We start from the raw sequence: 26,986 nt of genomic DNA, 5'->3' as shown, positions 1-26,986 counted from the left end.
CGCCACGTGCTTTCGCATAGATGGAGATGACCGCACTCATGGAAGTCATTCGTACACCGGCGGACCGTTCGCGTTGTGCAAGAGGGTGCGGCTAACGGCCATGCGACAGGGGGCGCGCAAGGCCAAACTCCGGCAAACAGAATCATGCAGGAGGCGAGGGACAGGCTGATGCCAAGGTTGGCTTCTATGGCTGTACCACGTGGTCAAACTGGCGCTGACTGGGCGCTCCATGCTTCACGTCCCCCGTTTTACGGGAGGAGGGGAACGCCAGATCGGACTTCGGAGTACACATCGAGTGCCGTCCGCTCGCAGCAACGTTCCTTGATAGCACGCGAAAAACCAGAAAATTTCAGGCGCGCTCAAAATTACTTCACATAGTGACATATAATGACTCACGTCAGGTATTTATAACTGACCCGCGCGCCTGAGCGGCTGCGGAGTTTAGTTCACTTGCTGCATTGACATGACGTTGGCGCATTTTCGCGACAATGGTCCGCGCAGAACCATCAAGTGCGGCAGGGTCTGATCAACCGGGTGATCTGAGACGCGTTGAAGTCCGACTCAATGGGATTCGTGCCGGCAGCCGGGTCAACTGCTTAGGGGTGAGGGCTACATGAAAGACTCAGCCGTCTATGCTGATTTTGAAATTATCAGCGAGACAACACAGGAAGAATGCGCCATTGGTTGTGTGTGGGTGGATACGCTGGCAAGGCATGCGGTATCGGGTGAAACGGTGTATGCCTGCATTGAACCATTCACCGGGTCGGGTCAGTCGGACGTGATGGAGCGCATCGCGCTAGACCAGGCGTTAGGCCGTGCGCGCGACTCACTGCGGTGTCGCTTGAGCGGGCGGCAGCCCGTTGTGGCGAGGTGATAGAGAATGTTGGATTCCAGGTAACTGGACCGATGTGAGGCCCTCGTGCGACAAGGAATAGAGCGCGTTGACAGGCTGGGCGCGATGAAGATCTGCGGCGATGATTTTTTGTCGAGGCGCCAGCCGCAAAGTGCACGCGATGCTCAGTTGGGCCCGTTTGAGGTAGTGGCCGCGCGTTGATCGGAGAGCGCACTCTTCATTGCCGGCGTCGCGCTATGTACCTGCGTAGTTTCGCCGGGGACGTCGGAGAGTCTCTTTTCGCGCGACTTGATGAGGCGGTCCATCCAGTAAGAGCGGTCGGTATCGAGGAGGAGTGTCGACGCCGACCTCATCGGACTGTCGGTCGGGCTGGCGAGTAACACCATTCGTACAGTTCGGGGCAGGTGCCGTAAGGGAGAGAGATGCATGAGATTGCTATCAGCTCTTCATGATTTACCTCTCTGTGCTGACTGCGTACTGAATCTGTTCCTGTTCAGGCTCGAAGGCCGGGCGGCGGACGTGGACTCTTGCCAGGAGCAGGCGTGGAGAATTGATTACCGGACGGCTGGCGGATTGCATTGTCTATACGTGGGAGCGCCGACTTCATGGGGCATGGTCGATTGGGCACTGCCAGCTCCTGACCGGGAGATCCGCGTATCTGATTTCGTCAGTACTGTTCGCCAGACCCTTTCCGGCATTTATACTCACAGTTTTCTTTTCTCTTTGATGCCATGCTCCTGCGCTCATTTGTTGACAGACGAACCCTGCAGCGTGCGCATCGGTTATGGCTTCACTACGGTGTGTTCTGGCTCGGTGCGGTGGCGGTCGGGCTTCTTGCGGTCGCCTACGCGCGGCTCATCGACTTCGGCTATGGCGAATTCCTCCAGTACGCCACGCGATACCGGTGGCTGCCGTTACTGACCACACCTGCTGTTAGCGCGACCTGTGTCTGGCTGACGCTGCGCTTCTTCCCCGGGTCGGAGGGTAGCGGTATTCCTCAAGTCATCGCAACCTTGCACGACCGGAGTGGACTCGGCGAACGCCTTCTTACGCCGGGAATTCTCGTCGGCAAGATACTGGTCTCATTTCTCGCCATACTCGGCGGATTCACTATCGGACGCGAGGGGCCGACGATTCACGTTGGTGCGGCGCTCATGTTCAATCTGCGCGCGTTTTACCCGAAGCGATTTCGTGCCATGCGAGGAGGTGCGCTGGAGCGCCGGCTGGCGTTAGCCGGGGCAGCGGCCGGCTTGTCCGCGGCATTCAATGCGCCGCTGGCAGGAGTAGTCTTCGCCATTGAGGAGTTGACCCGCAGTTTCGAGCAGCGAACGAGCGGTGTGCTCATCACGGCAATCATTTTTGCAGGTATCGTTGCGTTGGGCATACAGGGCAACTACACCTATTTTGGAACGATCGACGTTGGAACCCGCTTCCCGGATCTGCTTGCCGTTGCAGTCGTTCTCATCGGGGTTATTGCCGGGAGCGCGGGTGGCATCTTCTGCTGGTTGCTGCTCAATACCCGGCGATGGATGCCGTCTGTTGTTCGGGACTGCCGTACGCGGCGCCCGATCCTGTTCGGCGCAGGATGCGGACTCGTCATCGCGGCTATCGGTGTGTTCTCGGGTGGACACACTTTTGGCAGTGGCTACGCGGAGGCGAAGGACATGCTCGAGGGGAACGCCCACCTGACGGTTCTGTATCCAGTTTTCAAGATGGCGTCGATGATTGGCTCGTATCTGCCCGGTGCTCCGGGTGGTCTGTTTGCGCCATCCCTCGCGATAGGCGCGGGCATCGGCAATGCGCTTCACCTCGTGTTTTCCCAGATGCAGTTGCCGATGCTGATTGCCCTCGGCATGGTCGGCTATCTTGCGGCCGTGACGCAGAGTCCAATCACGTCGTTTGTCATTGTGATCGAGATGATCAACGGGCATGCGCTCGTGATCTCACTGATGGCGACCGCCCTGATCGCGAGCCCGGTCTCGAGAATATTTGCGCCGCCTTTGTACGAGGCGTTGTCGGAGCGATATACCGGTGGCGCCGCAAAGGCTCGCTGATCGTGGGTGCTCTTCGATTGCAACGATAAGACCTGGATCGCCAGACGAACGCTTCGCCTACGAAGACCGCGCTATTTTTTTAGTTCCCTGCATTGTAAGGACCGCCTGACGGATGCCCCACGCCATCGAAGTCGCCGCTGCCTGCATTTTTTCGCTTGCTTTAATTCACACGTTCGCGGGCAAAAGGATCGAGGCGTTGGCAACGAGATATCCCGCGCACGCGGGGCTGTTTCACTTCCTCGGCGAGGTGGAGGTAGTTTTTGGATTCTGGGCGCTTGTCCTTTGCGCGGTCATCTGGGCTGTGTCAGGCAAAGCGGCTGTAGTCGATTATCTGGAAGCCCGTGAGTTCACGGAACCCGCATTTGTCTTTGTTGTCATGGTTATTGCGGCGAGCAAGCCAGTCCTTCAGGCTGTCACGAGACTTCTGTTAGGCGTCGCAAAGATACTACCGTTGCGCGCCGAACTGGTGATTGTCTGGCTGTCGCTTGGCGTCGTACCCCTTCTGGGATCTTTTATCACGGAGCCGGCGGCAATGACCCTTGCGGCCCTCCTGCTGCGTGATCGTCTTTTCCTGCTCCCCGTCAGGGAGTCGTCCAAGTACAGTGCCCTCGCTGTACTTTTCGTCAATGTTTCGATCGGCGGTACGTTGACAGCTTACGCGGCGCCACCGGTGCTGATGGTTGCTTCAGCATGGGGATGGAACACGGCATTCATGGCGGCGACTTTTGGATGGAAAGCGGCAATCGCAGTAGTGATCAATGCGACAGTGCTCCTGATCGCCATTGCACGGCAGATTCCAGGTGGCGACAGTCCCTCTCCGGAATCACCTGAGGACGAGCCGATACCGGTGGGTGTAACGCTGGCGCACCTGTTTTTTCTGGTGTTCGTCGTTCTGAACGCCCATCACGCGATCCTATTCGTCGCGGCTTTTCTGTTCTTTCTTGGCTTCACGCAGGCGTATGAACGATATCAGTCGCCGCTGTTGTTGCGTGAGAGCCTGCTGGTCGCGTTCTTCCTGAGCGGACTGGTCGTGTTGGGCGGCTTACAGCAATGGTGGCTTCAGCCCGTTGTCCGTTCCATGGACGCGCAGGTGCTCTATATTGGAGCGACAGGCCTGACTGCGATCATGGATAACGCTGCGATCACCTACCTCGGATCCCTGATAGAAGGTCTGTCGAATGAAGCAAAGTATCTGCTAGTCGCTGGTGCGGTGACTGGGGGAGGGCTAACGGTCATCGCCAATGCGCCAAACCCGGCGGGGCTCGCCATCGTGCGTCGGGGATTCTCCGACAAGTCCGTCAGCGCGCTCGGACTGTTGGCAAGTGCCATTCTTCCGACCGCGACCGCGTGTGTAGCGTTCGTTTTGCTGTAGATGTCTTCCCGCCCTAAATGTGGCGCCCTGGAAAGGCGTAAGTATCCGTGCGGCAGCCCGTCGGCATTGAGTGCGGAATCAGCGCGTCCTTGCCTTACGGGTGTCGGCCTTTGGGTTTCACTGAGAAGGAGACAACGTGCTTGTGCCAGAGACCGCACAAAGCCGTAACAGGGATCCAAACGTATTTCTGGCGCAGCTTCGCGAACGCCAGCATACGCACAGTTGCATCGACCGCAGTCGACTGGTCAGGGCCTTGCGTGGGCGTGACAGGAAGTACCTTTGCGCGTAGAGCATTCCATTCTGACACGACGAACGAATCGTAACGGGGCTCGGTTCGTACCCACTGGTCGAAGGCCGCAATGCAATTTACGACCGCTTCGCGAACATGGATGTGGCTGAGAAAGGCATAGTCGGTCAACGGTGCGGATTCTGCCTGTGCGTGCGCCCGGTGATAAGTCCAGCAACATACGAGGAGAAAAAAGAAAGTGGTCAGAACGGCGATGCCGCTCACCGACTGCTCCCGTCAATTCCTGTCGTGTTGTCATGCTGAGCCGCCTCGTCATAAGTCGCTCCCGCCTGCATTCTGACGGGTAGCAAATTAAGAGGCAACGACCCTCGCCCGGTAACAAAAAGCCTGAGTCAATGCGGTTCTCATCTTGATTGACGCACGGCACTACCGGATACTCCGCCCGCGAGCGCCGTTCAGATCGCCGAACAGATCCGCGAGGCCATCAGTGCACTGGCCATAGAGCACGCAGGCAGTGAATACGGACGCGTGACCGCCAGCATCGGCCTGGCCAGCTGGGCGCCAGAACAGGACAACGATGTAACCGCGGTGATCAGGGCTGCTGATGAAGCGCCGTACAACAATAAGGCCACCGGCCGGAACACGGTTTCGCCGTGTGTTCCTGCGTGAGCGGGCTCCACCTGTGAGCACCCACCTGTAGGAATTCTCAAGTTTGGGGAAGTTGCACACAGCAACCGTCACGGAAGAGTTGCGATCCGAATATCGCTGATCGATTCTGGTTATGCACCGGCAAGAGCTCTCGATGTTGATTCAGAATTGACCCATCAGTCAGTAATCTGGTCTGACCTTTGAGGCAAGACCGCAGCATTTCCGGAGCATACTCGACCATCACGGTCCTCACATCAAAGTTGTCATCGGAAGATTGACGGAACTCGGCGCTATCCTGAAGGCGGTGGTATCAGATTGCACATGAATGTGGGGGATGTAGATGGAACACGCGTATTTCCACATGTTGCGTCTGCTCGCTGGGCATCCAACGTGGACGCTTACGGTGATCTTCCTGGCCGCGTTCCTCGAAGCCGTCGCCGTTATAGGCACCGTCATCCCTGGTAGCACGGCGATTTTTGTGGCCGGCGCGCTTGTGGGAACCGGAACCCTGGATCTTGGATGGGTGCTCGCATGCACAATTACCGGCGCGGTAGCGGGTGACGGCATCAGCTACTGGCTTGGTCACCGTTACAAGACCAGAATTTCCTGCTTGCCGCCTTTTCGGACTCACCCGCAGTTGCTCGACGCGGGACACGTGTTTTTTGTCAGGCATGGCGCCAAGAGTATTGTCCTTGCAAGGTTCATCGGGCCGGTGCGCGCGATTGTGCCGGTAGTTGCGGGAATGGTGGGGATGACGCCAGCGCGTTTCTATGGGATGAACGTCCTTTCGGCGTTGCTCTGGGCACCCGCTTACATCCTGTTGGGCATCATGTTCGGTGCGTCGGTACAACTGGCGAGTGCAGTATCCTTCCGTCTTGTTGTCACAATCACGCTTGCGGTCTCAATAGTATGGCTGAGCTTTCGTGGTGCTCGCTTTCTTCTGGCGCACGTCAACGCCTGGGGTAGTGCAATGCGCGACGGTCTTCTGAATTGGGCTAGCGCCCACACGGCACTGCCAGGTCGCTTCGTCCTGCGAGCCTTGGACCCCGAGCGTCCGGTCGCCGGCTTTATGGTAGTGACGTCGGTTGTGGTTCTTTTCTCCGCCTGGGCTTTCTTCGGCGTTCTCGACGAGGCCATTCACGGCAATCCAAAGGTGGGGATTGACATGTCGGTCTATCATTTTCTCCAGTCGATGCGCACCTCCTGGGGAGATATCACGCTGTCGGGTCTCGCAAAGCTGGGTAGCATTGCCACGCTGGCGGCGCTCGCTATAACAGTGGCGCTTTGGATGATATGGGAGCGCCGTTGGCGCACCCTGGCCTACTGGCTGGGCGCCGTTGCCTTTTCCCAGCTATTGATATTTGCCATTCATCTGGCGATACGCCGAACTCCGCCAGGCTCGCTCCAGTCCGACGTACATGTGTTTCCGAGTACTCATGTTGCTGCAGCGGTCATCATTTACGGTTTTCTCGCATTTTTGCTGACGCGACGGGTGGGTTCATTGGTAGGTGTTTTCGTTGCCACAGTGAGTGCTGTTGTTGTCCTCTTCATTGCGCTGGCGGGACTTTACTTCGGTCAGTTCTGGTTTTCCGATGCAATCGGCGGCGCTGCGCTCGCGGCAGTTTGGGTTTCTGTCGTAGCACTGACCGCCGTGTGGCGGCATCCCAGGGTGCCACCATCGCGCAGGCTCTTGCCGGCTCTCATGCTTGGTGTTGTGTGTGTAAGCGTTGCAGTGCAACTCGACGTTGCTCCTCCAGCACCCAGATTGGACGGCAACGCGACCCAGATTTTCACGCTGACGACGGAGTCACAATGGATCAATTCGCTATCGAAGAAGTTGCCGTGTTATCGCGCAGACATGTCAGGGGATCGGAGGGAACCCTTGACCTTTCAGTGGTCCGCAAACGCAGACGATATACGAATCGGACTTCGAAGCAGAGCCTGGATCGAAGGTAGTGCAGTCTCTGCGCGTGGTCTGCTTTCTGTCGTCTCGCCTGAGGCAGCAGCGATAGTGCTTCCGGTACTGCCGAAACTGAACGATGGAGTACCGTCGCCGCTCGTTTTCATTCGTCCGGGCAATGGGCGCGAGGAACGTGATGTCCTGCGCTTCTGGCCGAGTGGCTATGCTTTGCGGGATCTGCACGGCGCTGCGCCCGTACCGATCTGGGTAGGCTCCCTTGAACATGAGCGCGTGGATCGCCAGCCGTGGCCATTTAACATCCTGCGTGGAGAGATCACGCCGGCACCGAAGCTGAATGCCGGAGACGAGTGGCCGGCAAGCCGTGGGGCAGAGGTACTGGCGAGACTGGACTGTCGTGGAACCCCAGTGGTGCTCCTCATTTCGCCATCGAATTGAACGTCGGATGGAAGGCGACGTTGGCTGGGATCCTTTGGCAGGCCGGCTTCAACAAGTTCAGCTCTCAATTCCATACCTGTTTGACGTAATCACAAGAGAGGGCCAGCGGCCATGATTCGCGGGAAGGGGAGAAGAGGGCGCTTGAGTCGGGCTCCGCATTGGGCGAAAATGTCACTCTGGTCACGTCGCAACTTGCCGGTGATTTTCAGCTGGGATTCGCAGCGTGCGAACTAGACAGGCTTGCGAGGTGCCCCAATGACGGAACTCACAGGATTCCTAATATGCATAGCTGCGCTGGCAATTTCCGTTTTGCTGCTTGCTGGCTTCCATTGGCGTGAACATGTCCACAAGCGGGCTTTCCGTCGGCTGGCCCGTAGCGAGCGGTGGGACGCGTTTCTTCACAGGCGATGAGGTTTGATCCACGGATAGAACCTGGTTCGACGCCATTCTCCCGATTCAGGCTCGCCTCCTTGGTACGGCATACGTATTGTTATACGCGTTCCCGCGAGACAACTGCAGCTTCGCCGGGGGCGATTTTCGATCCAGACACATCCCCGCCGGCTGCACAATTGAGGGGATGGAGGTCGCTTCAGATCCTTACTGCGGATCGCAGGCGAGGGCCGGTGACTAGTCGCGTCCAGCATTCCCGGGCTATTTGCCTCCCCACCTGGCGACCAACTGCTGCGCAAGCAGGTCGACGCTTGCGTGCGAGGTGTTGCGCGGCGTCGGCACAGTCTGATTACAGGCCCCAGATGGCTCTGTCGCGATAAGCCGAAGGGGTAAGATCCGGAGCAGACGAAATTCCCCGAATGGCACGGGCATTGCGCCGTGCATGGCGAGGTTTGGAAGGGGCGGCCCTGTGCTATTCAGATTGTTGAGCTCGGCACGCGCAAGCGTCTCCACCGATTCCCACGCGAGATCTTCACGTTCGAAGAAAGTGTCGATGTTTGATGAGCTCTTTGCCCTTTGACGCGCCCTTGGGAACGACACACACGCTCGCCACCCAGCCATCGGCAATATGATCCCTGACGGTCATGTAAGCGTCGTGCGTCCTGCTTGAGATAATTCTGTCTGCCATGGCACCGTCCGTCTAATTGAACGACAGCCACACTGGTCGTCGTCGCTGCTGAGTAAAGCCCGCGGTTTGTTGATAACCGTCAGCGCTGCTATATCCCGAACTTGTGTTCGGCAATGTATTTGTCACCATATGCAAGTGCAGCCGCATAGCCTTCCTTGCTCGTCGAAAAAACGCCGACGTCATAGTGCTTGTCAGCCGAAGGAAGGCAGCCTTCCACAGCGTGCCGAAGATGAAAATCGAACGTGCCGTCCTGCAGTTCCAGACATTCGGGGGTGAATGTGTGGATCCGGGCTTGATACAACTTCTGAATGTTCTGCCTCATGACCTGCTCCCGCTATAACGCCTTTGAAGGTGCTCGTTCCGGTTGATCTGGCACGGTCCGGATTTGACAAGGACCGTGGTCTGCGCGGCGGCTTATTCCGATGCGACCCGCTCGCCGGCACCGGCATCCGCCCAATATCCGGGCTTGTCATAAAACCGGTGCAGCATGACTTCGTAACGCCGGTCGATCGGCATCGAGTCGTCGTAAGCAGGGCTATTCTTGATGACGTCGCGCGTCAATGCCGTTGATACGGTCGAATCGAACCAGTCGACTCCGTCTATCCAGTGAATCGCGATGAGTACGGCCTTGCCGCCGGGCCACCAGTTGTGCGTCTGCACAACCAGGTAGCGAATCGCCCAGTCGGTGTCGTCGTAAATGAAGTCCGATACATGGCCGATACTGCCGTCCGCTGTTTTGAGATGGTAGCCCTTGACCTCGTTAGTGCTGCGCAGATGAACGTCAGCTTGCGGTTTGTTCGTATGCAAGGTTGGCCTTGACGACTCATCGGGCAGCGCGTCCGGTAGCACGCCTGTCGGGTCATAGGCCGGGTAGGCACCCATGCCCCACAGGTTCGGGCCACCCCAATACGTCGGATAGCTGTAGTAGCGCAGGTACTCGATCTCGTGCTGCCGCGATACCGGCTTATGGGCGTCCAGCATTGGGCTGTCCCTCACTTGCTGCCGGGAAAGGGTGACATGCACGACACTCGATCCGGGGTCGGTATGTTTAACCGAATACGGCGAGACCAGCACTTGCCGATCATTGAGCCAATTGCCTGTTTCGACCACCAGATAACGCACACCCCATGACTCGTCGTCGAAATAGGCCTGTGTGACTGAGCCGATGTCGCCATCCACCGCGCAAACAATGCTTCCGTGCAAGTCTCGTATGCTTCGTAACATGATTTCTCTACCCTCTGTTTCTACTTGGGCAGGCATCACGCGCGCCCCTCGACCCAATGTCAAAGCGACGTGAGCCGCGTGACTTTGGTACCTTCCAGCGACGCTCCCGCCATCAACCCATTATTGGTCAGCACGAAAGCGTCGACCTGTCCAGTAGCGGTGCTCGTGTCGAGATTGCCGTTTGCGCCGACCTTCAGGACGGCCACGGAAGCATCGCCGCCAGCCGACCATCCGTCTCTGCTCCGGAAGCGGGTTAGCGATTCGTCGGTCATGAACAGCAACACGATCGCGCGCGATTGCGCGCCGATCTGCCAGCCGATCGACCCGGTCGCCGTGCTGTAGTAGCCAACCGTGCGTCCGCCGATGCGCAAGGAGCCTTCGCCATACTGACCGCCGACCACGAAGCCGGCGTCGATCACCGACGGGAACGTCAGTACCCCGTGCGCCTTGCCGACCAGTTCACGTGAGCCGCTAGCTATGCCGTAGAGGCGCGCGAGAGTCGAGTCGACGCCCGCATCGATAGTGCGGCGCTTGTCCATCTGCTGACTGCGACTCGCATCGGAGGAAGAGGTGGTGGTGCAACCTGAAAGCGCTGCTCCGAACGCCAGAAGCGATCCGGATGTGCTCCAGATGAAGGTTCGTCTAAGCATGATTTTCTCCCCACTGGTCGGCGATATAAGACACACTACGCGCACGCGCGCAAGAAAGCGGTACGACAACGTACAGATCGCTGTCTATGTTCAAACGCACCATCAGCGTTGATCTCACAGGCTCTCGTGATCGCGGGCGGGCATCGGCTGTCGATCACTTCAATTCCGTCAACCCAGATGCCTGACGGAAGCAGGTGGTTGGCGTCCGAATTGACTTTATTGTTGAACTTGGAACAACTTTAATGGGATCTGCGGGAGGGGTCGATCAGGCGCACGTATGCACCGGCCTTGACACTGGAGACGTTGATATGAACCTCCGTGACGACAGGTCGACCGGTATATCCGCTATGTGGCCTGTTCCTTGTTTCGCTGCTGGCGCCGTATCTCGAATGCGAGGCCAGAACAGCTGTCGCCGCAGCTGGCAATCATGACACGGCGACACATCCGCCTGAGTGCGCCATGCGGCGGAAATGAAGTTTTGGTCTGGTCCATGCCTGAGACCAACTCATTGCACCCAGCGGCGTCAGCAATAGCCGATCAACCACGGACGGTTGTCCCTGTCTAATCTGGAGGACTGGTATGGAAAGCACGCCGAGACACAAAATCCGCGCAACGCTGATTCCCGGAGATGGAATCGGGCCAGAAGTGGTTGCTGCAGCGGTCCAGGTTCTTGACGCTTTAGGATCCCCATTCATCTGGGACGTACAGCATGCCGGAATCGCCGGGGTCACCCACTGTGGCGATCCGCTACCAGATGTGACGCTCGAAAGCGTTCGCAAGAACAAGCTTGCCCTCAAAGGTCCATTGACGACCCCGATCGGCGAGGGGTTCCGCTCTTCCAACGTTCGGCTTCGCGAAGAGTTTCAGCTTTTTGGCAACGTTCGGCCCGTGCGTACCATCATCCCTGGTCGCTACGACGAGATCGACCTCGTGCTCGTGCGCGAAAACCTCGGTGGGTTCTATGTCGCACACGAATACTACATTCCCGTCGGCGATGATCCGAAAGCGGTTGCAGTCGCGACCGGGGTAAACACACGCGAAGCGTGCGCACGAATCGCAAGATTTGCCTTCGAATATGCCTTGAAGCACGGACGAAAGAAGATCACCGTTGTGCATAAGGCTAATATCCTGAAGGCACTCACGGGATTGTTCCTGGAAGCCGCTCGAGACGTTGCCCGGAATTACGGAGGTCGGGTGGAAATGAATGACATCATTGTCGATGCCTGCGCGATGCAGCTTGTACTGAACCCGTGGCAGTTCGATATGCTTTTGTGCACCAATCTGTTTGGAGACATTCTGTCGGATCAGTTAGCGGGGCTTGTTGGCGGACTGGGCATGGCGCCTGGCGCCAACTACGGTAACGACACGGCAATTTTTGAAGCCGTGCATGGATCCGCGCCGGACATCGCTGGTAAAGACGTGGCCAATCCCATCTCCTTATTACTTGCGTCAGGCTTGATGCTTGAGCATGTTGGTAAGGGTGATCTCGCCCAACGACTCCGAACTGCAATCACTGAAACACTCAACACCGACCATATCTGTACGCGCGATCTGAAAGGCACTGCATCAACGCGCGACTTCGCCGCCGCAGTGGTTCGCCGGATCGAGAGTACGTAGTCGCGGGGGAGACGTGTCGGCGCTGCTCTCCATCACGGTACTGGCCATCCAGCATCGAGCGTTGAACCGCTTCCCTCCACCAAGCCCCGCGCCCCTCCCGTGCTGTCCTGATTTGAATATCACCTGCGCGATGCATAGACCGTATCGCGCTGCCGGCGTACGTCTGTTAAAAGAACGCGCGCCGGCCTTGCCACGACCCAACTGAATGTGGAAGCCGTCCTGCTGCTGGTCGTATTAACGGTAGCGGCCACGCTCGTCAGGCAGGCAGGGCATCAGCGGCCATCCTTGATACGACGCCCTCGCGCAACTATTGGCGTGCGCTCCCAGACCTCCCTGGCGCATTGCGCACGCCGGCGTATCTGCTCAAGGGCCAGCGTCGGCTGAGTGCGATCCGGCGTAGCGGCATTCCATACATGGATGAACGTCGGCTCGCACAATTTTGTTCCCGCGTATGTCCGGTCGAATCGCGGCTCGCAGAGACGTCGGGAACAAAGCCGCTCAAGAGGTCTCTGCAGGAGGTTGTTCCCGCGACCAACGTATGGAGCGATTTTGAGGTTTTTTCCAGTGACGCCAAGCATGGTGTCCGAGCTATTCATCCACAAAAGTGCTTGGCTTGGGATGGCCCGGGAACATGCGGCGCGACTACATGGCAGCGGCGCTGGATTCAGGACTATGGGCTACGAACAGGTTTTATGCAAAAACCGGAACAGATTCGCGCAAACTAACGTCTGCTGGGTAGTGACAACGAGGTCGCGCTTTCACAATTTTACATAATATAAATTATCAACACTTTGTGTGTCAGAGCTTTTTAGTAATGTCTGGTTCTGGCTCATTAGAAATGTCCGGTTCCCGGCTCCGGACCGGCGGCTGTGGCGCATGCTGCGGCATGAGCACAGCCCGGGAGCCGGACATGAACGGACGTGGATTGATCACGATCAGCATGCACGAGCTCGAGCGCGTGAAGATCATCGAAGCGGTCGTCCAGCATCGCCTGACGATCGTGCTGGCGGCGGAACGGCTGCAGCTGTGTGAGCGTCAGGTCAGCCGGCTGGTGCGGCGCTACGAGGCTGCCGGACCGGCCGGGCTCGTCTCGGCGCGGCGTGGGCAACCGGGCAACCGCGAACTGCCGGTGGATCTCCGTGCGCGGGCCATGGCGCTGGTGCGTGAGCGTTACGCCGATTTCGGGCCGACACTGGCGTGCGAGAAGCTCGCCGAGTGTCATGGCGTGGTGCTGGCGAAAGAAACCGTGCGGCGCTGGATGCGTGAGGCCGGGCTGTGGATTCCCCGCCGGCAGCGACCGCCGAAGCTGCATCAGCCGAGAAACCGCCGAGCATGCCTGGGCGAACTGGTGCAGATCGACGGCAGCGATCACCGCTGGTTCGAGGGCCGCGCGCCAGCCTGCACGCTGCTGGTGTTCATTGACGATGCGACCAGCCGGCTGATGGCGCTGCATTTCACGGCGACAGAGTCGACCTTCAGCTATTTCGAGGCGATGCGCGCGTACCTTGAACAGCATGGCAAGCCGGTCGCGCTGTACAGCGACAAGGCGAGCGTATTTCATTGCAACAGCCATTCGGTGACGCCTGGCAAGGGCGTGACGCAGTTTGGCCGCGCGCTGTACGAACTGAATGTGGATACGTTCTGTGCCAACAGCAGTCAGGCGAAGGGGCGCGTCGAGCGCGCCAATCTGACGTTGCAGGATCGCCTCGTGAAGGAATTGCGGCTACGCGGCATCAGCACGAAGGAGGCGGCCAACGCTTATGCGCCCCACTTCATCGCTGACTTCAATGGCCGGTTCGGCAAGGTGCCCAGGAGCGCGTTCGATGCACACCGGCCGTTACGGGCCGATGACGATCTCGACCTGATCCTGACGTGCCGGGTGCCGCGGCGCGTGTCGAAGGTGCTGACGGTGCAGTACGACCGGGTGATCTATCTGCTTGAAGACACGGCGGCAAACCGCAGCCTCATTCACAACTATCTGGACGTGTTCGAGTATCCGGACGGACGCATCGAGATCCGGGTCAATGGCGCTGCCCTGCCCTGTGTGCCGTATGACCGGCTCTCGGAGATCGACCAGGCGGCGGTGGTCGATAACAAGCGGCTGGGACACACGTTGCAGATGGCGCAGGTGATCCAGGCGCAGCGCGATGACCGGCGTGCGTCAGGCTCGCCGTCGAGAACGAATCAGGGCGAAGCGCCGCGGCCGAAGGAGCGCAAGGTGGGCACCTGCAAGCAGCGCGAACTGACGCTTGAAGACCTGAATGCAGCGGTCCTGGGAACTGCCGGAACGCGGGCAGGCTCGGTGCTTGAAAGCCCTCTAACATAGAGATTTCTGAACCTTAAAACCGGACATTTCTAAAAAGTCCAAACCCGGACATTTCAGAATGGCCTCGACATTGTGTGTAAGAGCAAAGTTGTAAGGTCGTGTTCTAGCATGGTGAAGGAGATGCGCTTGCGCGGCATCAGCACGGTGGCTGATGCCAATGCGTATGCGCCCTCCTTCAGGGCCGCCTACAACGCGCGGTTTGCCAGGCCACCGAAGAGTGAGTTCGATGCGCACCGGCCGCGGCGGGCTGACGAGAATCTCGACCTGCTGATGACGTGGCGCGAGACGCGACGCGTGACGAAGTCGCTGACGTGCAGTACGACCGGGTGATGTACCTGCTCGACGACACGCCGGCGAACCGGAAGCTCATCCACCGGTATGCTAAAGAAACTCACCGATGAACACAGCGGCAGGGCGACAAGCACCGATCGGTGACGAAGGCCAATCAGCCAGACCGGACTCCACAGGCGCACGCCAACGCTCACTAACATGCGGACTCTGCGCCCGGGTCCGTTCACGATCGTTCCACCACGACTTCGAGATACTCGCTCGGCAGAACGAGCGTTGCGTCGCCCGACCGGTTGCGACTCTCGATTAGTGTCATCAAATCACTGAGCAGCGCCGCCTGCCGATCACCGTCAAGTGCAGCAAACGCCTTGTTCATCGGCCCGTAGTACGCGCGAAATACCTCCATGAAGTGTGCCGGCGAACGGTAGCGAAACGTGAAATGGCGGCTGGCCGTCACGATATCCCAAGCATTTCCCGCGAACAGCGCTTCCAGCCGCGCCTTCGTGCCCCAGAGCGCGGGTGACACTATGCCCGGTGCTGGAGGCATGTACTTGCCGATCATTTTGAACACCTGCCCGATGAAGCTCTCCGGTGTCCAGTTGGCAAGTCCGATTCGACCACCCGGTTTGCATACACGTGCAAGTTCCGCTGCTGCCTTCTCCTGATCTGGAGTGAACATCACACCGAACGTCGACATCACGACGTCGAACGAGGCATCCGCGTACGGCAGCGCTTCGGCGTCCGCTTCCTCAAACACCACCGGCAGCCCTTCGGCTTGAGCACGCGCACGTCCTGACTCCAGCAGTGAGGGCACGTAATCGATCGAAACAACGTCGCACCAGCGGCGCGCGGCCGCAAGGGTCGCGTTGCCGTTGCCTGCTGCAACGTCGAGCACGCGGCTACCGGCGCGCAAGTCAAGCGTCTCGCAAAGATGTTCTCCGACGATCTGCAGTGTGGTGCCGACGACAGCATAGTTGCCCGTCGACCACGCGGCTTGCTGACGGACTTTGACGGCGGCGAAGTCTGAGACGGGCGAGAGAGAGGAATCAACAGCGGACATGAAACTCTCCTGAGAGGCCACAGGCAGCGATTTGCTACCCGTTCTGATAGCGCCGCGAAATTGCACTGCAATCATGCCCGCGCGACGATCGGGCAAATCGCAATCTGATCTTTCATGCGATGGCTATTCAGCGACGCTGATGCCCGAACCACCCATTTCGCGTGGCAGGTCCTTCAGCTTCGGCAGACCGTCGCTCACGGGAAACACGGCTTCGGGGTAGTGAACGTGTACGCCAGCTTCATAGGGGAACTCCTCCAGGACTCCGGCGTACACATCAATGAGACCGAGACCCGGATGCTCCGTAAAGAGATGTCCACCGCAGGCCCGACACCACTTACGGTAACTGTGCAACGTCTTGTTGTAAGTGCCGATATCATTTGCGCCGCACGTCACGCACAACGCATCCGGCCTCCACAGCGTGAACGCGTTGATGGGGCCGCCCGACCAATGGCGGCAGGACTCGCAATGGCAATAGCCCATGCCGGCGGGTTTCCCGCTCACAGTAAATTGCACGGCCCCGCAAAAGCATTGCCCTCTATAGGTCTTCGTCTGATTCATGTTGGCCTCCTGATGCGGTATCCGGATCGCCAGACGGTCCGTTGTTGCGCATTTCCATGAGTGCTAGTATCGGGACGCAAGTAGTATTGGTGAATGACCAGGCGTCCAGATGTTTTGCGCAGGACGCCGAAATGGACGGGCGGGTTTATGGATGCTCTTTCTGATGTGCTCCGTTTCGTGCGTCTGGGCGGAGCGGTTTATCTAAATGGTGACTTCACGGCACCCTGGTGCGTGGTAGGCGAAGTGACCCAGGAGTTGTGCGCGACTTTTTTGCCGCGCGCCGAACGCATCGTCTCGTATCACCTCATCACGGAAGGAAGTTGCCGCGCGAGGCTCGTCGACGATCCCTCTTCAACGATCCACCTGGAAGCGGGCGAACTTCTCGTCGTGCCGCAAGGCGAAGCGCACCTGATGGGTAGCTCGCTCGAACTTGCTCCCGCCCCCGCCGACGACATGCTGTCGAGATACATGAAAATGGCGCCGGGTGAGGTAATGGAGTTGAGTTACGGCGGTGGCGGCGCACATACGCGTCTCATTTGCGGCTTTCTTGCCTGCGACGATACGTTGACCAACCCGGTACTCTCGGCGCTGCCGCGTATCTTCAAGGTGGACATGCGCAACGATCCGCAATCGGCATGGCTCGAGTCATCGCTCAAGCTGGCGGCGGCTGAAGCGGCCGAATGGCGCGTGGGCAGCGCAATCGTGCTCGCGCGGCTTTCGGAACTGCTTTTTGTGGAAGCCGTGCGCCGCTGCATCGACGCGCTGCCTGATGACCGCAAGGGCTGGCTCGCGGGTGTCAGCGACCGCTTCGTGGGTCGCGCACTCGCCCTGCTGCATGCCCAGTCTGCGCACAACTGGACGGTCGACGAACTCGCCCGCAAGGTAGGCCTGTCGCGTTCGGCGCTGGCGCAACGCTTCACGCAACTGATTGGCCAGCCGCCAATGCAATATCTGGCGCGATGGCGTCTGCAATTAGCGGCGCAGGAGTTACGCAGCGGGACGCGCTCAGTTGCGGCTGTAGGACAGCATGTTGGTTATGAGTCGGAGGCAGCGTTTAACCGCGCTTTCAAACGGGAATTTGGCATGCCACCCGCCAGTTGGCGACGCAATCAGGCGCCGGCAGATAGCTCGGAGACGTTGCCTGATGCAAACAATCTCGATGATTTTTCGCCCGACCACGACACGATCTGTTCAGGGGACATGTCGCAGGACCGCTCTGCTTCCGTTGCAGCTTGCGGGGCCAAGCCGTTGGATCCGGTTCCCCAGAGCCCGAACGCGTAGCGCGTCGCCACGTCAGCACGCGCTCGACTTCTCGCTCATACCACCTCAGACCTTCGCGTCCGTCTTCAGGCGGACGAATCATCTTGTCCAAGGTGATGGGAAGATCGCGAATTCGCTTTCCTGTGGCATTGAAGACCGCGTTCGCGACAGCGGCACCCACCCCTGTAATGCGGATGGACATTTGAGAGCCGACAGTGCGGCGCGGCCATCGACCGCCCACTTCGAACATCGGCGAGACGGACAGCGTCGTCGCATTTGAGCTGCTCACCGCGAGATCCAGCGCGCCCGCGCCCTGCTCCGTATAACCGCCCGTATGAAAGTGGACGAGGTGCACATCTATATAGGGCTTCATGTACCACTCGCTCAACGCAATCGTGTACGCGATGCGGGAGTGCAAGCCGGCTTCGTAGGTATTGAAGTCGCCGTTAGCCTGGGCCGCGTAGCCCGGCAGCGTGACGTTGCGCGTGGAGTAGCTGAAAACAGCTGAACCGTTGGCCCCATCCACCGAGGTAACGACGCCGTTCACGTTGACCAGGTTGGCCGGATTGTTCGCGGGTCCGTTGGCATTGTAATAGCCGTCGAATATCTGAATGCCCGCGGCCGTGCCATCGCCGCCGTGATAGAAATCGGTGCCGCCTGAGACCGTCGCGCCCTGGTTCACGTTGATGGTGACGGGCGCGCCGGACTTACGAATTGAAGAATCCGAAGAAATCGTCGGCGTTCTATCTTGATCACCCGCGAAAATCTGACCAGGCACAAGTTCGGGCGTTTTGTGCGGCGAGAGTTTTGTGGCGTCATGGGCAGATGAATGAGTGGAACGCGGCACCAGGCCTCTGCTCGATTGTCACCAATTCTCGCCCGCAGCCCAATGCCCCTTCACGGCGGAACCGGGTCCGACACAGACCTCGAGCTATGGCTGACTGCGGCAGGCACGTCACAGCCTCCGTTGCGGCCACAGACCAACTGAAGAATTTATTCCATCTACAATCGGGATCATTAGCTTGGCAACGCCCGCATACCTTAGCGCAAGCAACGGCAGGATTGCGCGCCGACGAGTAGACTTTGGTGTCTGTCTTTCCGCTTAAAGGAGTGGAGCATGCCTTTGCCTTCCCGCGTCAGAATCGCGATTCTCGATGACTACCAGAACGTCGCACTCGCCTCGGCCGACTGGTCCCCACTGAAGGACCGCTCGGAGATCACCGTCTTTAACGATCACCTCGCGGACACGGCGCAGATCATCGAGCGTCTGACGCCTTTCGACGTGGTCTGCGTGATGCGTGAACGCACGCCGCTCACGCGCGAAATCATCGACAGTCTGCCGAATCTCAAACTCATCGCGTCGACCGGTGCAGCCAATGCGGCGATCGACACCGACGCGGCCGGGCAACGCGGCATCACAGTAACGCACACCGGCTACTCGTCCACGCCGACCATCGAATTCACGTGGTCGATGATTCTGTCAATGGCGCGTAACGTCACAACCGAAAATCGGTCCTTGCGTGAAGGCGGCTGGCAACGCACGCTCGGCACGGAACTCGCCGGCAAGACGCTCGGGCTGCTTGGGCTGGGTCGTGTCGGCTCAGCCGTCGGAATCATCGGCCGCGCGTTCAGGATGAACGTGATCGCGTGGAGCGAGAATCTTACGGAAGAACGCGCGCAATCGAAAGGCGTGCAGCGGGTCGATAAAAACACCCTCTTCTCCACGTCGGATTTCCTGTCGGTCCATGTCCGTCTGAGCGAACGCACGCACGGCCTTGTCGGCGCTGCTGAACTGGCCAGCATGAAGCCGACGAGCCGCATCATCAACACATCGCGCGGCCCGATTGTGGACACCAACGCACTGCGCTCTGCGTTGAACAGCGGGCAAATCGCTGGTGCAGCCATCGACGTGTACGACACTGAGCCACTCGAACTCGCCGATCCGCTGCGCTCACAGCCCAACGTGCTGGCGACGCCGCACATCGGCTATGTGACGCGCGAGTTGTATCAAACCTTCTATGGCGATACCGTGCGAAACATCGTTGAATGGCTCGATCAGGCGAAACCGGGGCACAACACATAACGCGTCGCGCGCGCCCCGACTTGCGGCGTTGAGCCAGGCAGGCGGCTTGTATCGCTCGTTGAAGCTGGGGCAACCATTGAAGCTCGATCCACTGTCGCTCAAGCTGTTCGTACGCGTCGTCGAAGAAGGCACGATAGCGGCCGTCGCCGAACGGGAGCACATTGCTGCCCCCGCTGTCAGCAAACGGCTGACCGGTCGCGCCGAAATAGTCGCGTATATCTTGCGGATCGAGCGCGTTGCGCTAGCAGAACCTCCAGAAAATCGTCAGCCCTGATTCATGTGGCAACGGACCCAGGTCCCCTCCTGCCCACCGCTTCCACCGGTTGTCTTCGTCAGAGGATGTCTCCCGCCAGGTGGCTTTGCAGTCATTTCGAAACAGCGTGTTACAGGGCATTGCCAAGACCGAGCAGGTAGTCCCGATCATCCGCTGGCAATGCCGCGAGCCATTCCGATTCGGCCCCTGGTCTCGGAAGCACCTGTCCGTACTCGACCATATTCGACGGCGGCAATTCGGAGACGTAGGCCCACAGGTAGCGCTTTTCCAGGCCGGTAATCATCCGCACTGATTCCACCAGGTCGTCGAGAAGGCGCCTCTTCTGTTCCTCCGTGCGTCCCGTCCGCACATGTCCATGTACGTACACCTGATCGGTTTCAATCTGTACACCCCCCATAAAGTGCGAGCCGCGCGGGATCTCGTTGAAAATGACCTGGGCGAAGAAGCCCTGTGCGCCAGTCGCTTCGCTATGAGCGCGAGTAATTTCCTTCGCCACCCTCTTCTTCTGATCAACCGTCAAAAAATTCTGGGTCGCGGACACGATATAGGTAGGCATCTTTCTGTCTCCGAAAAGATAGTAAATTCATCGAGAGGTGATCCGCCGAAGATCACCAAATTTTCAGAACGCGGATGATGCGTAGATGCATATACACGCTCTCACGAATCGAAGAATGTCTGCTCGACTCCAGCAGCCCATTTTTTTTCACCGGTGGCCCGAAAAAGCATGTTCGCACCGACCATCGCCGCAAACGCGGCAGTCATCTCTTCATCAGACAGCGCGCACGAAGGATCCGAGCGAGCGATGTCCTTGAAGGTGGCGAACAGGTTCTTGACACCCTCGCGATAAGCGTCGTTCAGTGCCGCGCTCGCGTGATGCGGAGCTGCGTCCTGTCCGAGCGCGACCATCGGGCAACTCTGTTCGACCGGCCTCCTTGCAAGGTAGTACGTGGCGAGCCGCTTCAACGCGCCCACGACCGGCTGTCCTTTCGCATGCGCCCTGGTTTTCCACTTCTGCACCGATCGCGCAAATCCGGCCGAGCACGCTTCTGCGATCAACGCATCCTTCGATTCGAAGTGGTTGTAGAAGCCGCCCTGCGTCATGCCTGCGCGCGCCATGATCTCTGAGATGCTGACGGCAGCGACTCCACCGCCGCGCACGGCCGCATCGGCCTGATCGACGATCCGCTGCCGGTTCATGTCCGCCTGCTCGCGATTTGAACGTCCCACGAAAACACCTCCTGTTGCGAGACAAACCGTGGGAAACAGGCGTCCTGCCTGTTCACGTTAGATGTTGTACAACCTTTATCTTACATGCAAACAGCTAGCTGCGCCTGAACGCAAGCAGGCGGGCAACAGAGCGCTGACACAAATCGCCGTGCTGGTTCAGCGTGTCGCTCTGCACCGTCACGATTCCCCTGTCCGGTCTGGACCTTGATGGCGCAATCTCCATGATCGTGCTGACTACGTGCAGCACGTCGCCCGGACGCGTCGGATGCGGCCAGGTGATCTCGCTCCCCGCCCCAATGACTCCGCCCGCCAGCGGCAGGCTTTGCACGAGAAGTTTCATCGTGATCGCCGCCGTATGCCATCCACTTGCCGCAAGCCCGGCAAAGAACGTTTCCCGCGCGGTCTCTTCGCTCAGATGAAACGGCTGGGGGTCGAAACGCTCCGCGAATTCGCGTATCTGCTCAGCGTCAAGCTGGTGTTCCGTACTCTCGAACACCAACCCTACGGTGAGATCGTCCAGATAAATGAGCCCTGCCTTGCCGGGGCTGTTTCCGTTCATGTTGCACTCCAGTCAGCTATCCATTTCATTGTGGACCCTGCCAAACGCGGCGAGGCGTGGATGGAATAAATTACCACCAACATTTATTTATAACAAGTGATGCCAATCGTCGTCGGCGCGAGCGGCAGACGCTATTGGTGGAAATTCGGACACGCGGGGGGAACAGATTCGAACGCCATGTACGCAATCGGCGGCAGCGTCTCACCGCGGGATGGCTGCGCGGCCACCTTCACGAATAGGCGTGCCCGAAGCGCAAGCCCTGTGCACCGATGATCAGGTTGCCGGTGAATTTCATCGTACGTACTGCACCACGCCGGCAGCGCGGCCAGCAACTCGGCCGTCGACACGATCGAATGCGCAAACGTGGGGCCGTTCAGCTCGTGAGCGGCACGCATCATTTCTGGCGAAAATGCTGCCGTCGCATCGCGTACGAGCGTCACGTGATAGCCGAGTTCCATCGCAAATCGTGCGGTGGATTCGATGCAGGTGTTGGCGAGCAGGCCAACGGCAATGACGTGCGAGATTTTGTACGATGAGCTGCGTCGGATTCGGATGGTCCCAGCCTTCGTAATCGCCTGGCCGCCAGCGACGATGCGGTACATAGAAGACCTGAATGCCGGCTTCGCGGGCGGCGCCGACGGTTGCGCGCAAATTGTCGAGAAGCCGGACGTCATTCGCGACCGCCTCGATTATTGGAAAGACCTTGCCGCCATGCGACAGGAAATCGTTGTACGGATCGACCAGCAAAAGGCCGGTGTGTTCGACGCGACAGGCAGTGTCTGACATGATGTTCTCCAGGATGCGGATTCGGGCGCGGCATGTCGCAACCGGCCCACGGCTGCGCAGTTCATCTGCGCGATTTCGCGCGCCTCAATGCCTCACCAACCAATTACAAATATGAACTTCATAGTAAAAAGATCCGCATGAATTCCATAGCATCCGTGGGGCTTTACGTGTGGATTAAGACCATCGTTTGTCTCTCCGTTCACCCATCAGCCGACTGTGATACTATGAAAAACGTAGTTACACGGAGGCGAAATGAATCGCAGAGAAAAATCGGCATCCACCGTGTGCCCGGTTGCTCGATCGAGCGAAGTTGTCGGTGACAGGTGGACCTTGCTGGTCCTGCGCGAAATGTACATGGGCGCGACCAGGTTCGAGGAAATCCTGATCCAGACTGAGGCGACGCCCCAGATGCTGGCGACGCGCCTGAAATCACTTGAGGCAGACGGCATGGTCGAGCGCCATCCCTATCAAAAAAAACCCTTGCGCCATGAGTACCGTCTCACGGAGAAAGGCAAGGCGTTCTATCCGGTGATCCAGACGCTACGCACCTGGGGTGAGACCTGGTGCAAGAGCAGAGGCGAAGAAGTGGCGGTACGGTTCACGCATCGCAAGTGTGGCCACGAGGTGGGACTCGACTATGTCTGCCCCGTGTGTGGCGAATATGTAGAGCGGAGTGACCTCGATGCTATCCTGAGTGAAACCTTTGCAACCGAGCGTGAGAGGCGGCGCGAAGCGTATAAGGCGGCGAAGGCCCGCGTTGAATGATCAGCGAATCGATGCCCGCGAGGCTGACATTGCGTCGGATGAAGGGCAGCACCGATCCAGGCAGGCTCGGACCTTGCGCCAGGCCGCAGGCGGCCACCACGCCGCGGTACTGCGTCTGGGCGAGCACATTCGCCAGCGTGCGATGACCGACGCAGTCTCCGCTGATGGCCAGTGCGTCCTTGAAGTTCACGGTCGAGTACTCGACCGCGATGGTCAGGTCTCCGGGCATGAGCTCTCTCTCATCCATCTGGATGATGCGCGTCGAAATCGCATCATGCGACATCTTCGCAAGCAGTGCCTTGAACGTCATCAGGTTCTCCTGTGCAGATTGCTTCCATCGGCGTGCGGGGTGTCGCAGCCATTGAGGACGGGCGTCGGTTGCCCTCGCTTTCCAACTTAAGTCTGCCCGCCGGCGAAGGCTGAACCCTGTCGCCGGTAAGCGAGGGAATTGACTGCCCCAGCAGCAAGCGCAAGCAACACGCCAACCACGGCGAGCCCGATCCAGGCGGCATGCAGCGCACCAACGCCACCGAGCGCTGCCCCCAATGCGCCGCCAGGAAAGTACGAAACCATGTAGACGGTATTCAGGCGGCTGCGGGCCTCGGGTCGCAGCGCGTAGATCCGGGCCTGGTTGGCGATAAAGGTCGCGCGGTTGCCGAGGTCCAGCAGCACCATGCCGACGACAAGCCATGCCAGACTCCGCCCGCCCGCTGCCACGAACACGAACGCCACGACGACCGTCAGCGCACCGGCTGAAGCGATCTTGCGGGCGCCAATCCGATCGACGATCGCGCCGAGCTGCGCCGATACCAAAAGGCCGACGATCCCGACGAGCCCGAATGCACCGATGGCGGCAGGACCGAAGTGGTAAGGCGGCCGCACGAGCAGCGCGGCGAGTGTCGCCCAGAGCGCGCTGAACGCGGCAAACACCAGAAAACCCATCACGGCGGAGATGCGCAGCAGTCCGTGCCTGCATGATTTCGGAAGCAGATGATGAAAACCATCTGAACCAGCTTCTGTCAGCGCTTCCGCTGGTGAAGTCTGGATTCCTGGCTCCGCCGCAGATCAGCCAGTTACGCTCCTACTCGGGGTTTGGTCCGCGTAGCAGCTGAACATCTCGTTGGGGTGCCCGGCCGTCAGGCGCTCCACCGAATCAACGAGGGCGAACCAATCGAAGTAGATGTTATCTTGTTCCCGCCGCGATCATGGTCGCCGCTATGTTGTTGCGCATGGCTACACGGTTGGCACCGCGAGCACCACGCGCGAGCTCGTGAGCATCCGCGATCCGGTTCCACCCACCTCAACCCTCAACCCGTCCCGCCTTCGCCGAGCTCACGCGAAGTCCGCGCGCGTAATCGTGGCGTCACGAAGTCGAGGAAAGCACGCAACTTCAACGGCAGCGGCGCTTGTCCTTTATGCACGAGACTGATGGGCAATGGCGCGGACTCAAACGTGTCGAGCACCACGCAAAGTGCGTTGTCACGTATAGCGTCTGCGACCTGGTAAGACAGCACGCGGACCAGTCCAACCCCGAGAATCGCGGCCGCGATGGCTGCCTCCGCCGTATTGACGGCAAGCCGTGAACGAACGGGTACGGACAGCTCTGACTTGCCGGACCCGAACACCCATGCGCGCTTGGACGCGAGGACCTCGAAGGTAATGCACTCATGCCCGGCGAGATCGCGTGGTCTGGTCGGCGTGTCATGCGTTGCCAGATAGTCGGGACTTGCACATATGACCCGGCGGACAGTTCCGACTCCCATCGCCATCAGCGTGCTATCGGGCAACTCGCCAATCCGGACCGCGACGTCGGCGTGCTCGTCCATCAGATGCACGACGCGATCCGTGAGCACGAGGTTGACGTCGATCTCCGGATAGTGCGCGAGAAATTCCGCAACCACCGGCACGACGTGCAAGCGCCCGAAAGCGACGGGCGCGGTGACCACGAGCTCGCCTTTAGGCGCGGCGTATTCACCCGTCGCAGCGCGCTCGGCTTCGCCAATTTCTTCGAGAATGCGCCGGCAGGCGGCCACGTATGAACTCCCCGCTTCCGTCAACGAAAGTTGTCGCGTCGTACGGTGAAGCAGACGCGTCTTCAGATGCGATTCCAGTTCCCCAACCTTGCGGCTGACCGTTGCCAGCGGCAAGCCGAGGCGGCGCGCGGCGGCCGACAGACTGCCCGAATCAACGACAGCCACAAGGATAGACATGGATTCAAGGCGATTCATGGAGCCTATCAAATAATGGAAGGATGATTCTTGATCGTGATGGATTCTCTTTATAAATGCAAGCGCGTAACGTTCGGAATCGAATCGTGGATCGCAGCATGTCGCTGCGGATACCGGCGAGACCGAAATGAAAGGAGAATGCCGTGAGCGGCCTGCCCACCACACCCGTTAGTCCACCTGCACCCGCGTCAGTGTCGCGCGGCAAGATCGTCATGATGGCGATCATCGCCGGCGCGGTGATCACCAACGTCTATTGCATCCAGCCGATCCTGCCGCTGATCAAAGCAGGCCTGAGGGTCGATCTGACGACGGTCGATCTCGTCGCCGCTGCGGCGCTGCTCGGCTTCTCGACCGGGCTTGCGTTCCTTTTGCCGGCTGGCGACCGCTTCGACCGGCGCAAGCTCGTGCTCGGTCAGATCGCCCTCGCCTTCATTTTCGCCCTGGCGGCGGCATTCGCGCCCGGCATCTGGGCGCTGATCGCGGCTTCCTTTGGTCTTGGCATGGTCAGTTGCGTGCCACAGCAACTCGTGCCCTTCGCGGCTGTCATGTCGCCGCCGCACCAGCGAGGGCGTTCGGTTGGCACGGTCGTCAGCGGCATTATGGTCGGCATCCTGGTCGGTCGCACGATCGCCGGCGTGGTCGGCGCAGCCTACGGCTGGCGCGCGGTCTACGGGGTGGAAGCGGCGTTCATGGTGCCGGTCTGGATCGCTGCGGCGACGCTGCTGCCGCGCGGTGTGCCCTCGACGAATCTTTCCTACGGTCGCCTGCTCGCTTCGCTCTGGCCACTGGCGCGGGACCATCGTCCGATCCGTGAATCGATGGTTATCCAGGCGCTGTTGTGGGCCTGTTTCAACGCCTTCTGGGTCAATCTGGCGGCGCTCCTCGCCAGCGGACCGTGGCACCTGGGCAGCGCATGGGCGGGCGGCTTCGGAATTATCGGCGCGGCCGGCGCGTTTGCCGCTTCACTCGGCGGCCATGTCTCCGACCGGCGCGGGGCGCGCCATGTCGTTGGGCTCAGTATCGGCATCGTCACCCTTGCCTACCTGCTTCTCTCGGGCGCGAACTCCTCGCTTACTTTCCTGGTGATCGGCGTCATCGTGCTCGATATCGGCGTGCAGGCCGGGTTGGTATCCAACCAGACTCGCGCCTTCGCAGTCGATCATAAGGCACAAGGCCGCATCAACAGCCTCTATATGACCGCCACCTTCTTCGGCGGCGCCGTCGGCACCGTGGTCAGTGGCTGGCTGATGAGCCGCTTCGGCTGGACGGGCATCGTTGTCTTTGGTCTCGCGCTGGGGCTCGTCGCCTCTGCAATCCACTTCATCGGCGCTCCTGGCAGAACAGGCGCCCGCCAAAGTCCGGATGCCGGTACGCCAGTCAAGGCGAGCGGCATCTCATCTAACCCAGATTGAAGTAAGTAGCGGCGAATCTGGTAGCCGGAAAGCGCTGTGCGTTGCGTTGCCACCGGCTTTG

General features: G+C 59.4%; 23 protein-coding genes and 5 pseudogenes. 14 read left to right on the top strand and 14 right to left on the bottom strand.

Annotation, left to right across the window (positions count from 1 at the left end; genetic code table 11):
- The first annotated feature begins 613 nt into the window (after positions 1–613).
- From PQR27_RS25350 to PQR27_RS25340, 3 genes are all read left to right on the top strand, one after another.
- A complete protein-coding gene (locus tag PQR27_RS25350; RefSeq protein WP_408526374.1) occupies positions 614–874 on the top strand; it encodes a hypothetical protein in 261 nt (86 codons plus the stop codon).
- 710 nt (positions 875–1,584) lie between these two features.
- The gene (locus PQR27_RS25345; RefSeq protein ID WP_408526373.1) at positions 1,585–2,907 is read left to right on the top strand and encodes a chloride channel protein; all 1,323 of its coding nucleotides are present in this window, start codon (positions 1,585–1,587) and stop codon (positions 2,905–2,907) included.
- Between the two features lie 112 nt (positions 2,908–3,019).
- Positions 3,020–4,279 (top strand): putative Na+/H+ antiporter, encoded by a 1,260-nt coding sequence (locus PQR27_RS25340; RefSeq protein ID WP_408526372.1) that lies wholly within the window; start codon positions 3,020–3,022, stop codon positions 4,277–4,279.
- 94 nt (positions 4,280–4,373) lie between these two features.
- Here the strand turns inward: PQR27_RS25340 and PQR27_RS25335 are convergent, their stop codons facing one another.
- On the bottom strand, positions 4,374–4,790 hold the full coding sequence (locus tag PQR27_RS25335) for a BspC domain-containing protein (protein WP_408526371.1): 417 nt from the start codon (positions 4,788–4,790) through the stop codon (positions 4,374–4,376).
- 162 nt (positions 4,791–4,952) lie between these two features.
- On the opposite strand from PQR27_RS25335, the pseudogene PQR27_RS25330 reads away from it, so the two are divergent.
- Positions 4,953–5,195, top strand: a pseudogene (locus PQR27_RS25330) (diguanylate cyclase); the annotation flags it as partial.
- A 319-nt stretch (positions 5,196–5,514) separates the two neighbouring features.
- Entirely contained in the window at positions 5,515–7,530 is a 2,016-nt protein-coding gene (locus PQR27_RS25325) for a bifunctional DedA family/phosphatase PAP2 family protein (RefSeq protein ID WP_408526370.1), read from the top strand.
- A gap of 1,166 nt (positions 7,531–8,696) precedes the next feature.
- Here the strand turns inward: PQR27_RS25325 and PQR27_RS25320 are convergent.
- The 3 genes from PQR27_RS25320 to PQR27_RS25310 form a co-directional block, all read right to left on the bottom strand.
- On the bottom strand, positions 8,697–8,930 hold the full coding sequence (locus tag PQR27_RS25320; RefSeq protein WP_408526369.1) for a hypothetical protein: 234 nt from the start codon (positions 8,928–8,930) through the stop codon (positions 8,697–8,699).
- Positions 8,931–9,022: 92 nt separating this feature from the next.
- Positions 9,023–9,832, bottom strand: coding sequence for a PRC-barrel domain-containing protein (locus PQR27_RS25315; RefSeq protein WP_408526368.1), 810 nt, complete (start codon positions 9,830–9,832; stop codon positions 9,023–9,025).
- 59 nt (positions 9,833–9,891) lie between these two features.
- Positions 9,892–10,482 (bottom strand): BPSL1445 family SYLF domain-containing lipoprotein, encoded by a 591-nt coding sequence (locus PQR27_RS25310; RefSeq protein ID WP_408526367.1) that lies wholly within the window; start codon positions 10,480–10,482, stop codon positions 9,892–9,894.
- 579 nt (positions 10,483–11,061) lie between these two features.
- On the opposite strand from PQR27_RS25310, the gene PQR27_RS25305 reads away from it, so the two are divergent.
- From PQR27_RS25305 to PQR27_RS25295, 3 genes and pseudogenes are all read left to right on the top strand, one after another.
- Complete coding sequence (locus tag PQR27_RS25305; protein WP_408526366.1) at positions 11,062–12,099, top strand: isocitrate/isopropylmalate dehydrogenase family protein; 1,038 nt, start codon at positions 11,062–11,064, stop codon at positions 12,097–12,099.
- A gap of 910 nt (positions 12,100–13,009) precedes the next feature.
- Positions 13,010–14,425: an ISNCY family transposase gene (locus tag PQR27_RS25300; RefSeq protein ID WP_408525451.1), complete on the top strand. Its 1,416-nt coding sequence runs from the start codon at positions 13,010–13,012 to the stop codon at positions 14,423–14,425.
- 108 nt (positions 14,426–14,533) lie between these two features.
- Positions 14,534–14,802, top strand: a pseudogene (locus tag PQR27_RS25295) (ISNCY family transposase); the annotation flags it as partial.
- Between the two features lie 137 nt (positions 14,803–14,939).
- Here PQR27_RS25295 and PQR27_RS25290 read toward each other — a convergent pair.
- Together PQR27_RS25290 and PQR27_RS25285 are read right to left on the bottom strand one after the other, a co-directional pair.
- On the bottom strand, positions 14,940–15,773 hold the full coding sequence (locus tag PQR27_RS25290) for a class I SAM-dependent methyltransferase (RefSeq protein WP_408526365.1): 834 nt from the start codon (positions 15,771–15,773) through the stop codon (positions 14,940–14,942).
- Positions 15,774–15,896: 123 nt separating this feature from the next.
- Complete coding sequence (locus PQR27_RS25285) at positions 15,897–16,331, bottom strand: GFA family protein (RefSeq protein ID WP_408526364.1); 435 nt, start codon at positions 16,329–16,331, stop codon at positions 15,897–15,899.
- 147 nt (positions 16,332–16,478) lie between these two features.
- Between PQR27_RS25285 and PQR27_RS25280 the strand changes: the two genes are divergently transcribed.
- Positions 16,479–17,612 carry an AraC family transcriptional regulator gene (locus tag PQR27_RS25280; RefSeq protein WP_408526363.1) on the top strand — a complete coding sequence of 378 codons (1,134 nt, stop codon included), beginning with the start codon at positions 16,479–16,481 and terminating at the stop codon, positions 17,610–17,612.
- Positions 17,613–17,793: 181 nt separating this feature from the next.
- On the opposite strand, the pseudogene PQR27_RS25275 reads toward PQR27_RS25280, so the two are convergent.
- Positions 17,794–18,117 (bottom strand): annotated as a pseudogene (locus tag PQR27_RS25275) (autotransporter domain-containing protein); the annotation flags it as partial.
- A 591-nt stretch (positions 18,118–18,708) separates the two neighbouring features.
- On the opposite strand from PQR27_RS25275, the gene PQR27_RS25270 reads away from it, so the two are divergent.
- Both PQR27_RS25270 and PQR27_RS25265 read left to right on the top strand, forming a co-directional pair.
- Positions 18,709–19,674 carry a D-2-hydroxyacid dehydrogenase family protein gene (locus PQR27_RS25270; RefSeq protein WP_408526362.1) on the top strand — a complete coding sequence of 322 codons (966 nt, stop codon included), beginning with the start codon at positions 18,709–18,711 and terminating at the stop codon, positions 19,672–19,674.
- A gap of 76 nt (positions 19,675–19,750) precedes the next feature.
- Positions 19,751–19,867: pseudogene (locus tag PQR27_RS25265) on the top strand (LysR family transcriptional regulator); the annotation flags it as partial.
- 190 nt (positions 19,868–20,057) lie between these two features.
- Here PQR27_RS25265 and PQR27_RS25260 read toward each other — a convergent pair.
- From PQR27_RS25260 to PQR27_RS25245, 4 genes are all read right to left on the bottom strand, one after another.
- Positions 20,058–20,504, bottom strand: a complete 447-nt coding sequence (locus PQR27_RS25260; RefSeq protein WP_408526361.1) for a tautomerase family protein — start codon at positions 20,502–20,504, stop codon at positions 20,058–20,060.
- Between the two features lie 101 nt (positions 20,505–20,605).
- On the bottom strand, positions 20,606–21,175 hold the full coding sequence (locus PQR27_RS25255) for a TetR/AcrR family transcriptional regulator (RefSeq protein WP_408526360.1): 570 nt from the start codon (positions 21,173–21,175) through the stop codon (positions 20,606–20,608).
- A 94-nt stretch (positions 21,176–21,269) separates the two neighbouring features.
- Entirely contained in the window at positions 21,270–21,734 is a 465-nt protein-coding gene (locus tag PQR27_RS25250; RefSeq protein ID WP_408526359.1) for a MaoC family dehydratase, read from the bottom strand.
- A gap of 131 nt (positions 21,735–21,865) precedes the next feature.
- Complete coding sequence (locus tag PQR27_RS25245; RefSeq protein ID WP_408528294.1) at positions 21,866–22,216, bottom strand: isochorismatase family protein; 351 nt, start codon at positions 22,214–22,216, stop codon at positions 21,866–21,868.
- Here PQR27_RS25245 and PQR27_RS25240 point away from each other — a divergent pair.
- Positions 22,206–22,517 (top strand): hypothetical protein, encoded by a 312-nt coding sequence (locus tag PQR27_RS25240; protein WP_408528416.1) that lies wholly within the window; start codon positions 22,206–22,208, stop codon positions 22,515–22,517. The genes PQR27_RS25245 and PQR27_RS25240 overlap by 11 nt on opposite strands.
- 255 nt (positions 22,518–22,772) lie before the next feature.
- Positions 22,773–23,285 carry a winged helix-turn-helix transcriptional regulator gene (locus tag PQR27_RS25235; protein ID WP_408526358.1) on the top strand — a complete coding sequence of 171 codons (513 nt, stop codon included), beginning with the start codon at positions 22,773–22,775 and terminating at the stop codon, positions 23,283–23,285.
- On the opposite strand, the pseudogene PQR27_RS25230 reads toward PQR27_RS25235, so the two are convergent.
- From PQR27_RS25230 to PQR27_RS25220, 3 genes and pseudogenes are all read right to left on the bottom strand, one after another.
- Positions 23,221–23,445: pseudogene (locus tag PQR27_RS25230) on the bottom strand (oxidoreductase); the annotation flags it as partial. The gene PQR27_RS25235 and the pseudogene PQR27_RS25230 sit on opposite strands and share 65 nt — an antisense overlap.
- Positions 23,446–23,681: 236 nt before the next feature.
- Positions 23,682–24,227 carry an MFS transporter gene (locus tag PQR27_RS25225; protein WP_408528293.1) on the bottom strand — a complete coding sequence of 182 codons (546 nt, stop codon included), beginning with the start codon at positions 24,225–24,227 and terminating at the stop codon, positions 23,682–23,684.
- A 365-nt stretch (positions 24,228–24,592) separates the two neighbouring features.
- Positions 24,593–25,513 carry a LysR family transcriptional regulator gene (locus PQR27_RS25220; protein WP_408526357.1) on the bottom strand — a complete coding sequence of 307 codons (921 nt, stop codon included), beginning with the start codon at positions 25,511–25,513 and terminating at the stop codon, positions 24,593–24,595.
- Between the two features lie 143 nt (positions 25,514–25,656).
- On the opposite strand from PQR27_RS25220, the gene PQR27_RS25215 reads away from it, so the two are divergent.
- On the top strand, positions 25,657–26,925 hold the full coding sequence (locus tag PQR27_RS25215) for an MFS transporter (protein ID WP_408526356.1): 1,269 nt from the start codon (positions 25,657–25,659) through the stop codon (positions 26,923–26,925).
- Positions 26,926–26,986 lie beyond the last annotated feature (61 nt).

It is taken from the genome of Paraburkholderia fungorum, from assembly GCF_046027215.1.
Taxonomy (GTDB): Bacteria; Pseudomonadota; Gammaproteobacteria; order Burkholderiales; family Burkholderiaceae; genus Paraburkholderia; species Paraburkholderia fungorum_D.
This window is presented reverse-complemented; position numbering and strand designations above follow the sequence as displayed.

Coding starts and splice junctions, on each gene's coding strand:
- PQR27_RS25350 (WP_408526374.1), top strand. CDS start 614: ATGAAAGACTCAGCCGTCTATGCTGATTTTGAAATTATCAGCGAGACA.
- PQR27_RS25345 (WP_408526373.1), top strand. CDS start 1,585: ATGCTCCTGCGCTCATTTGTTGACAGACGAACCCTGCAGCGTGCGCAT.
- PQR27_RS25340 (WP_408526372.1), top strand. CDS start 3,020: ATGCCCCACGCCATCGAAGTCGCCGCTGCCTGCATTTTTTCGCTTGCT.
- PQR27_RS25325 (WP_408526370.1), top strand. CDS start 5,515: ATGGAACACGCGTATTTCCACATGTTGCGTCTGCTCGCTGGGCATCCA.
- PQR27_RS25320 (WP_408526369.1), bottom strand. CDS start 8,930: ATGAGGCAGAACATTCAGAAGTTGTATCAAGCCCGGATCCACACATTC.
- PQR27_RS25315 (WP_408526368.1), bottom strand. CDS start 9,832: ATGTTACGAAGCATACGAGACTTGCACGGAAGCATTGTTTGCGCGGTG.
- PQR27_RS25310 (WP_408526367.1), bottom strand. CDS start 10,482: ATGCTTAGACGAACCTTCATCTGGAGCACATCCGGATCGCTTCTGGCG.
- PQR27_RS25305 (WP_408526366.1), top strand. CDS start 11,062: ATGGAAAGCACGCCGAGACACAAAATCCGCGCAACGCTGATTCCCGGA.
- PQR27_RS25300 (WP_408525451.1), top strand. CDS start 13,010: ATGAACGGACGTGGATTGATCACGATCAGCATGCACGAGCTCGAGCGC.
- PQR27_RS25290 (WP_408526365.1), bottom strand. CDS start 15,773: ATGTCCGCTGTTGATTCCTCTCTCTCGCCCGTCTCAGACTTCGCCGCC.
- PQR27_RS25285 (WP_408526364.1), bottom strand. CDS start 16,331: ATGAATCAGACGAAGACCTATAGAGGGCAATGCTTTTGCGGGGCCGTG.
- PQR27_RS25280 (WP_408526363.1), top strand. CDS start 16,479: ATGGATGCTCTTTCTGATGTGCTCCGTTTCGTGCGTCTGGGCGGAGCG.
- PQR27_RS25270 (WP_408526362.1), top strand. CDS start 18,709: ATGCCTTTGCCTTCCCGCGTCAGAATCGCGATTCTCGATGACTACCAG.
- PQR27_RS25260 (WP_408526361.1), bottom strand. CDS start 20,504: ATGCCTACCTATATCGTGTCCGCGACCCAGAATTTTTTGACGGTTGAT.
- PQR27_RS25250 (WP_408526359.1), bottom strand. CDS start 21,734: ATGAACGGAAACAGCCCCGGCAAGGCAGGGCTCATTTATCTGGACGAT.
- PQR27_RS25235 (WP_408526358.1), top strand. CDS start 22,773: ATGAATCGCAGAGAAAAATCGGCATCCACCGTGTGCCCGGTTGCTCGA.
- PQR27_RS25225 (WP_408528293.1), bottom strand. CDS start 24,227: ATGGGTTTTCTGGTGTTTGCCGCGTTCAGCGCGCTCTGGGCGACACTC.
- PQR27_RS25220 (WP_408526357.1), bottom strand. CDS start 25,513: ATGAATCGCCTTGAATCCATGTCTATCCTTGTGGCTGTCGTTGATTCG.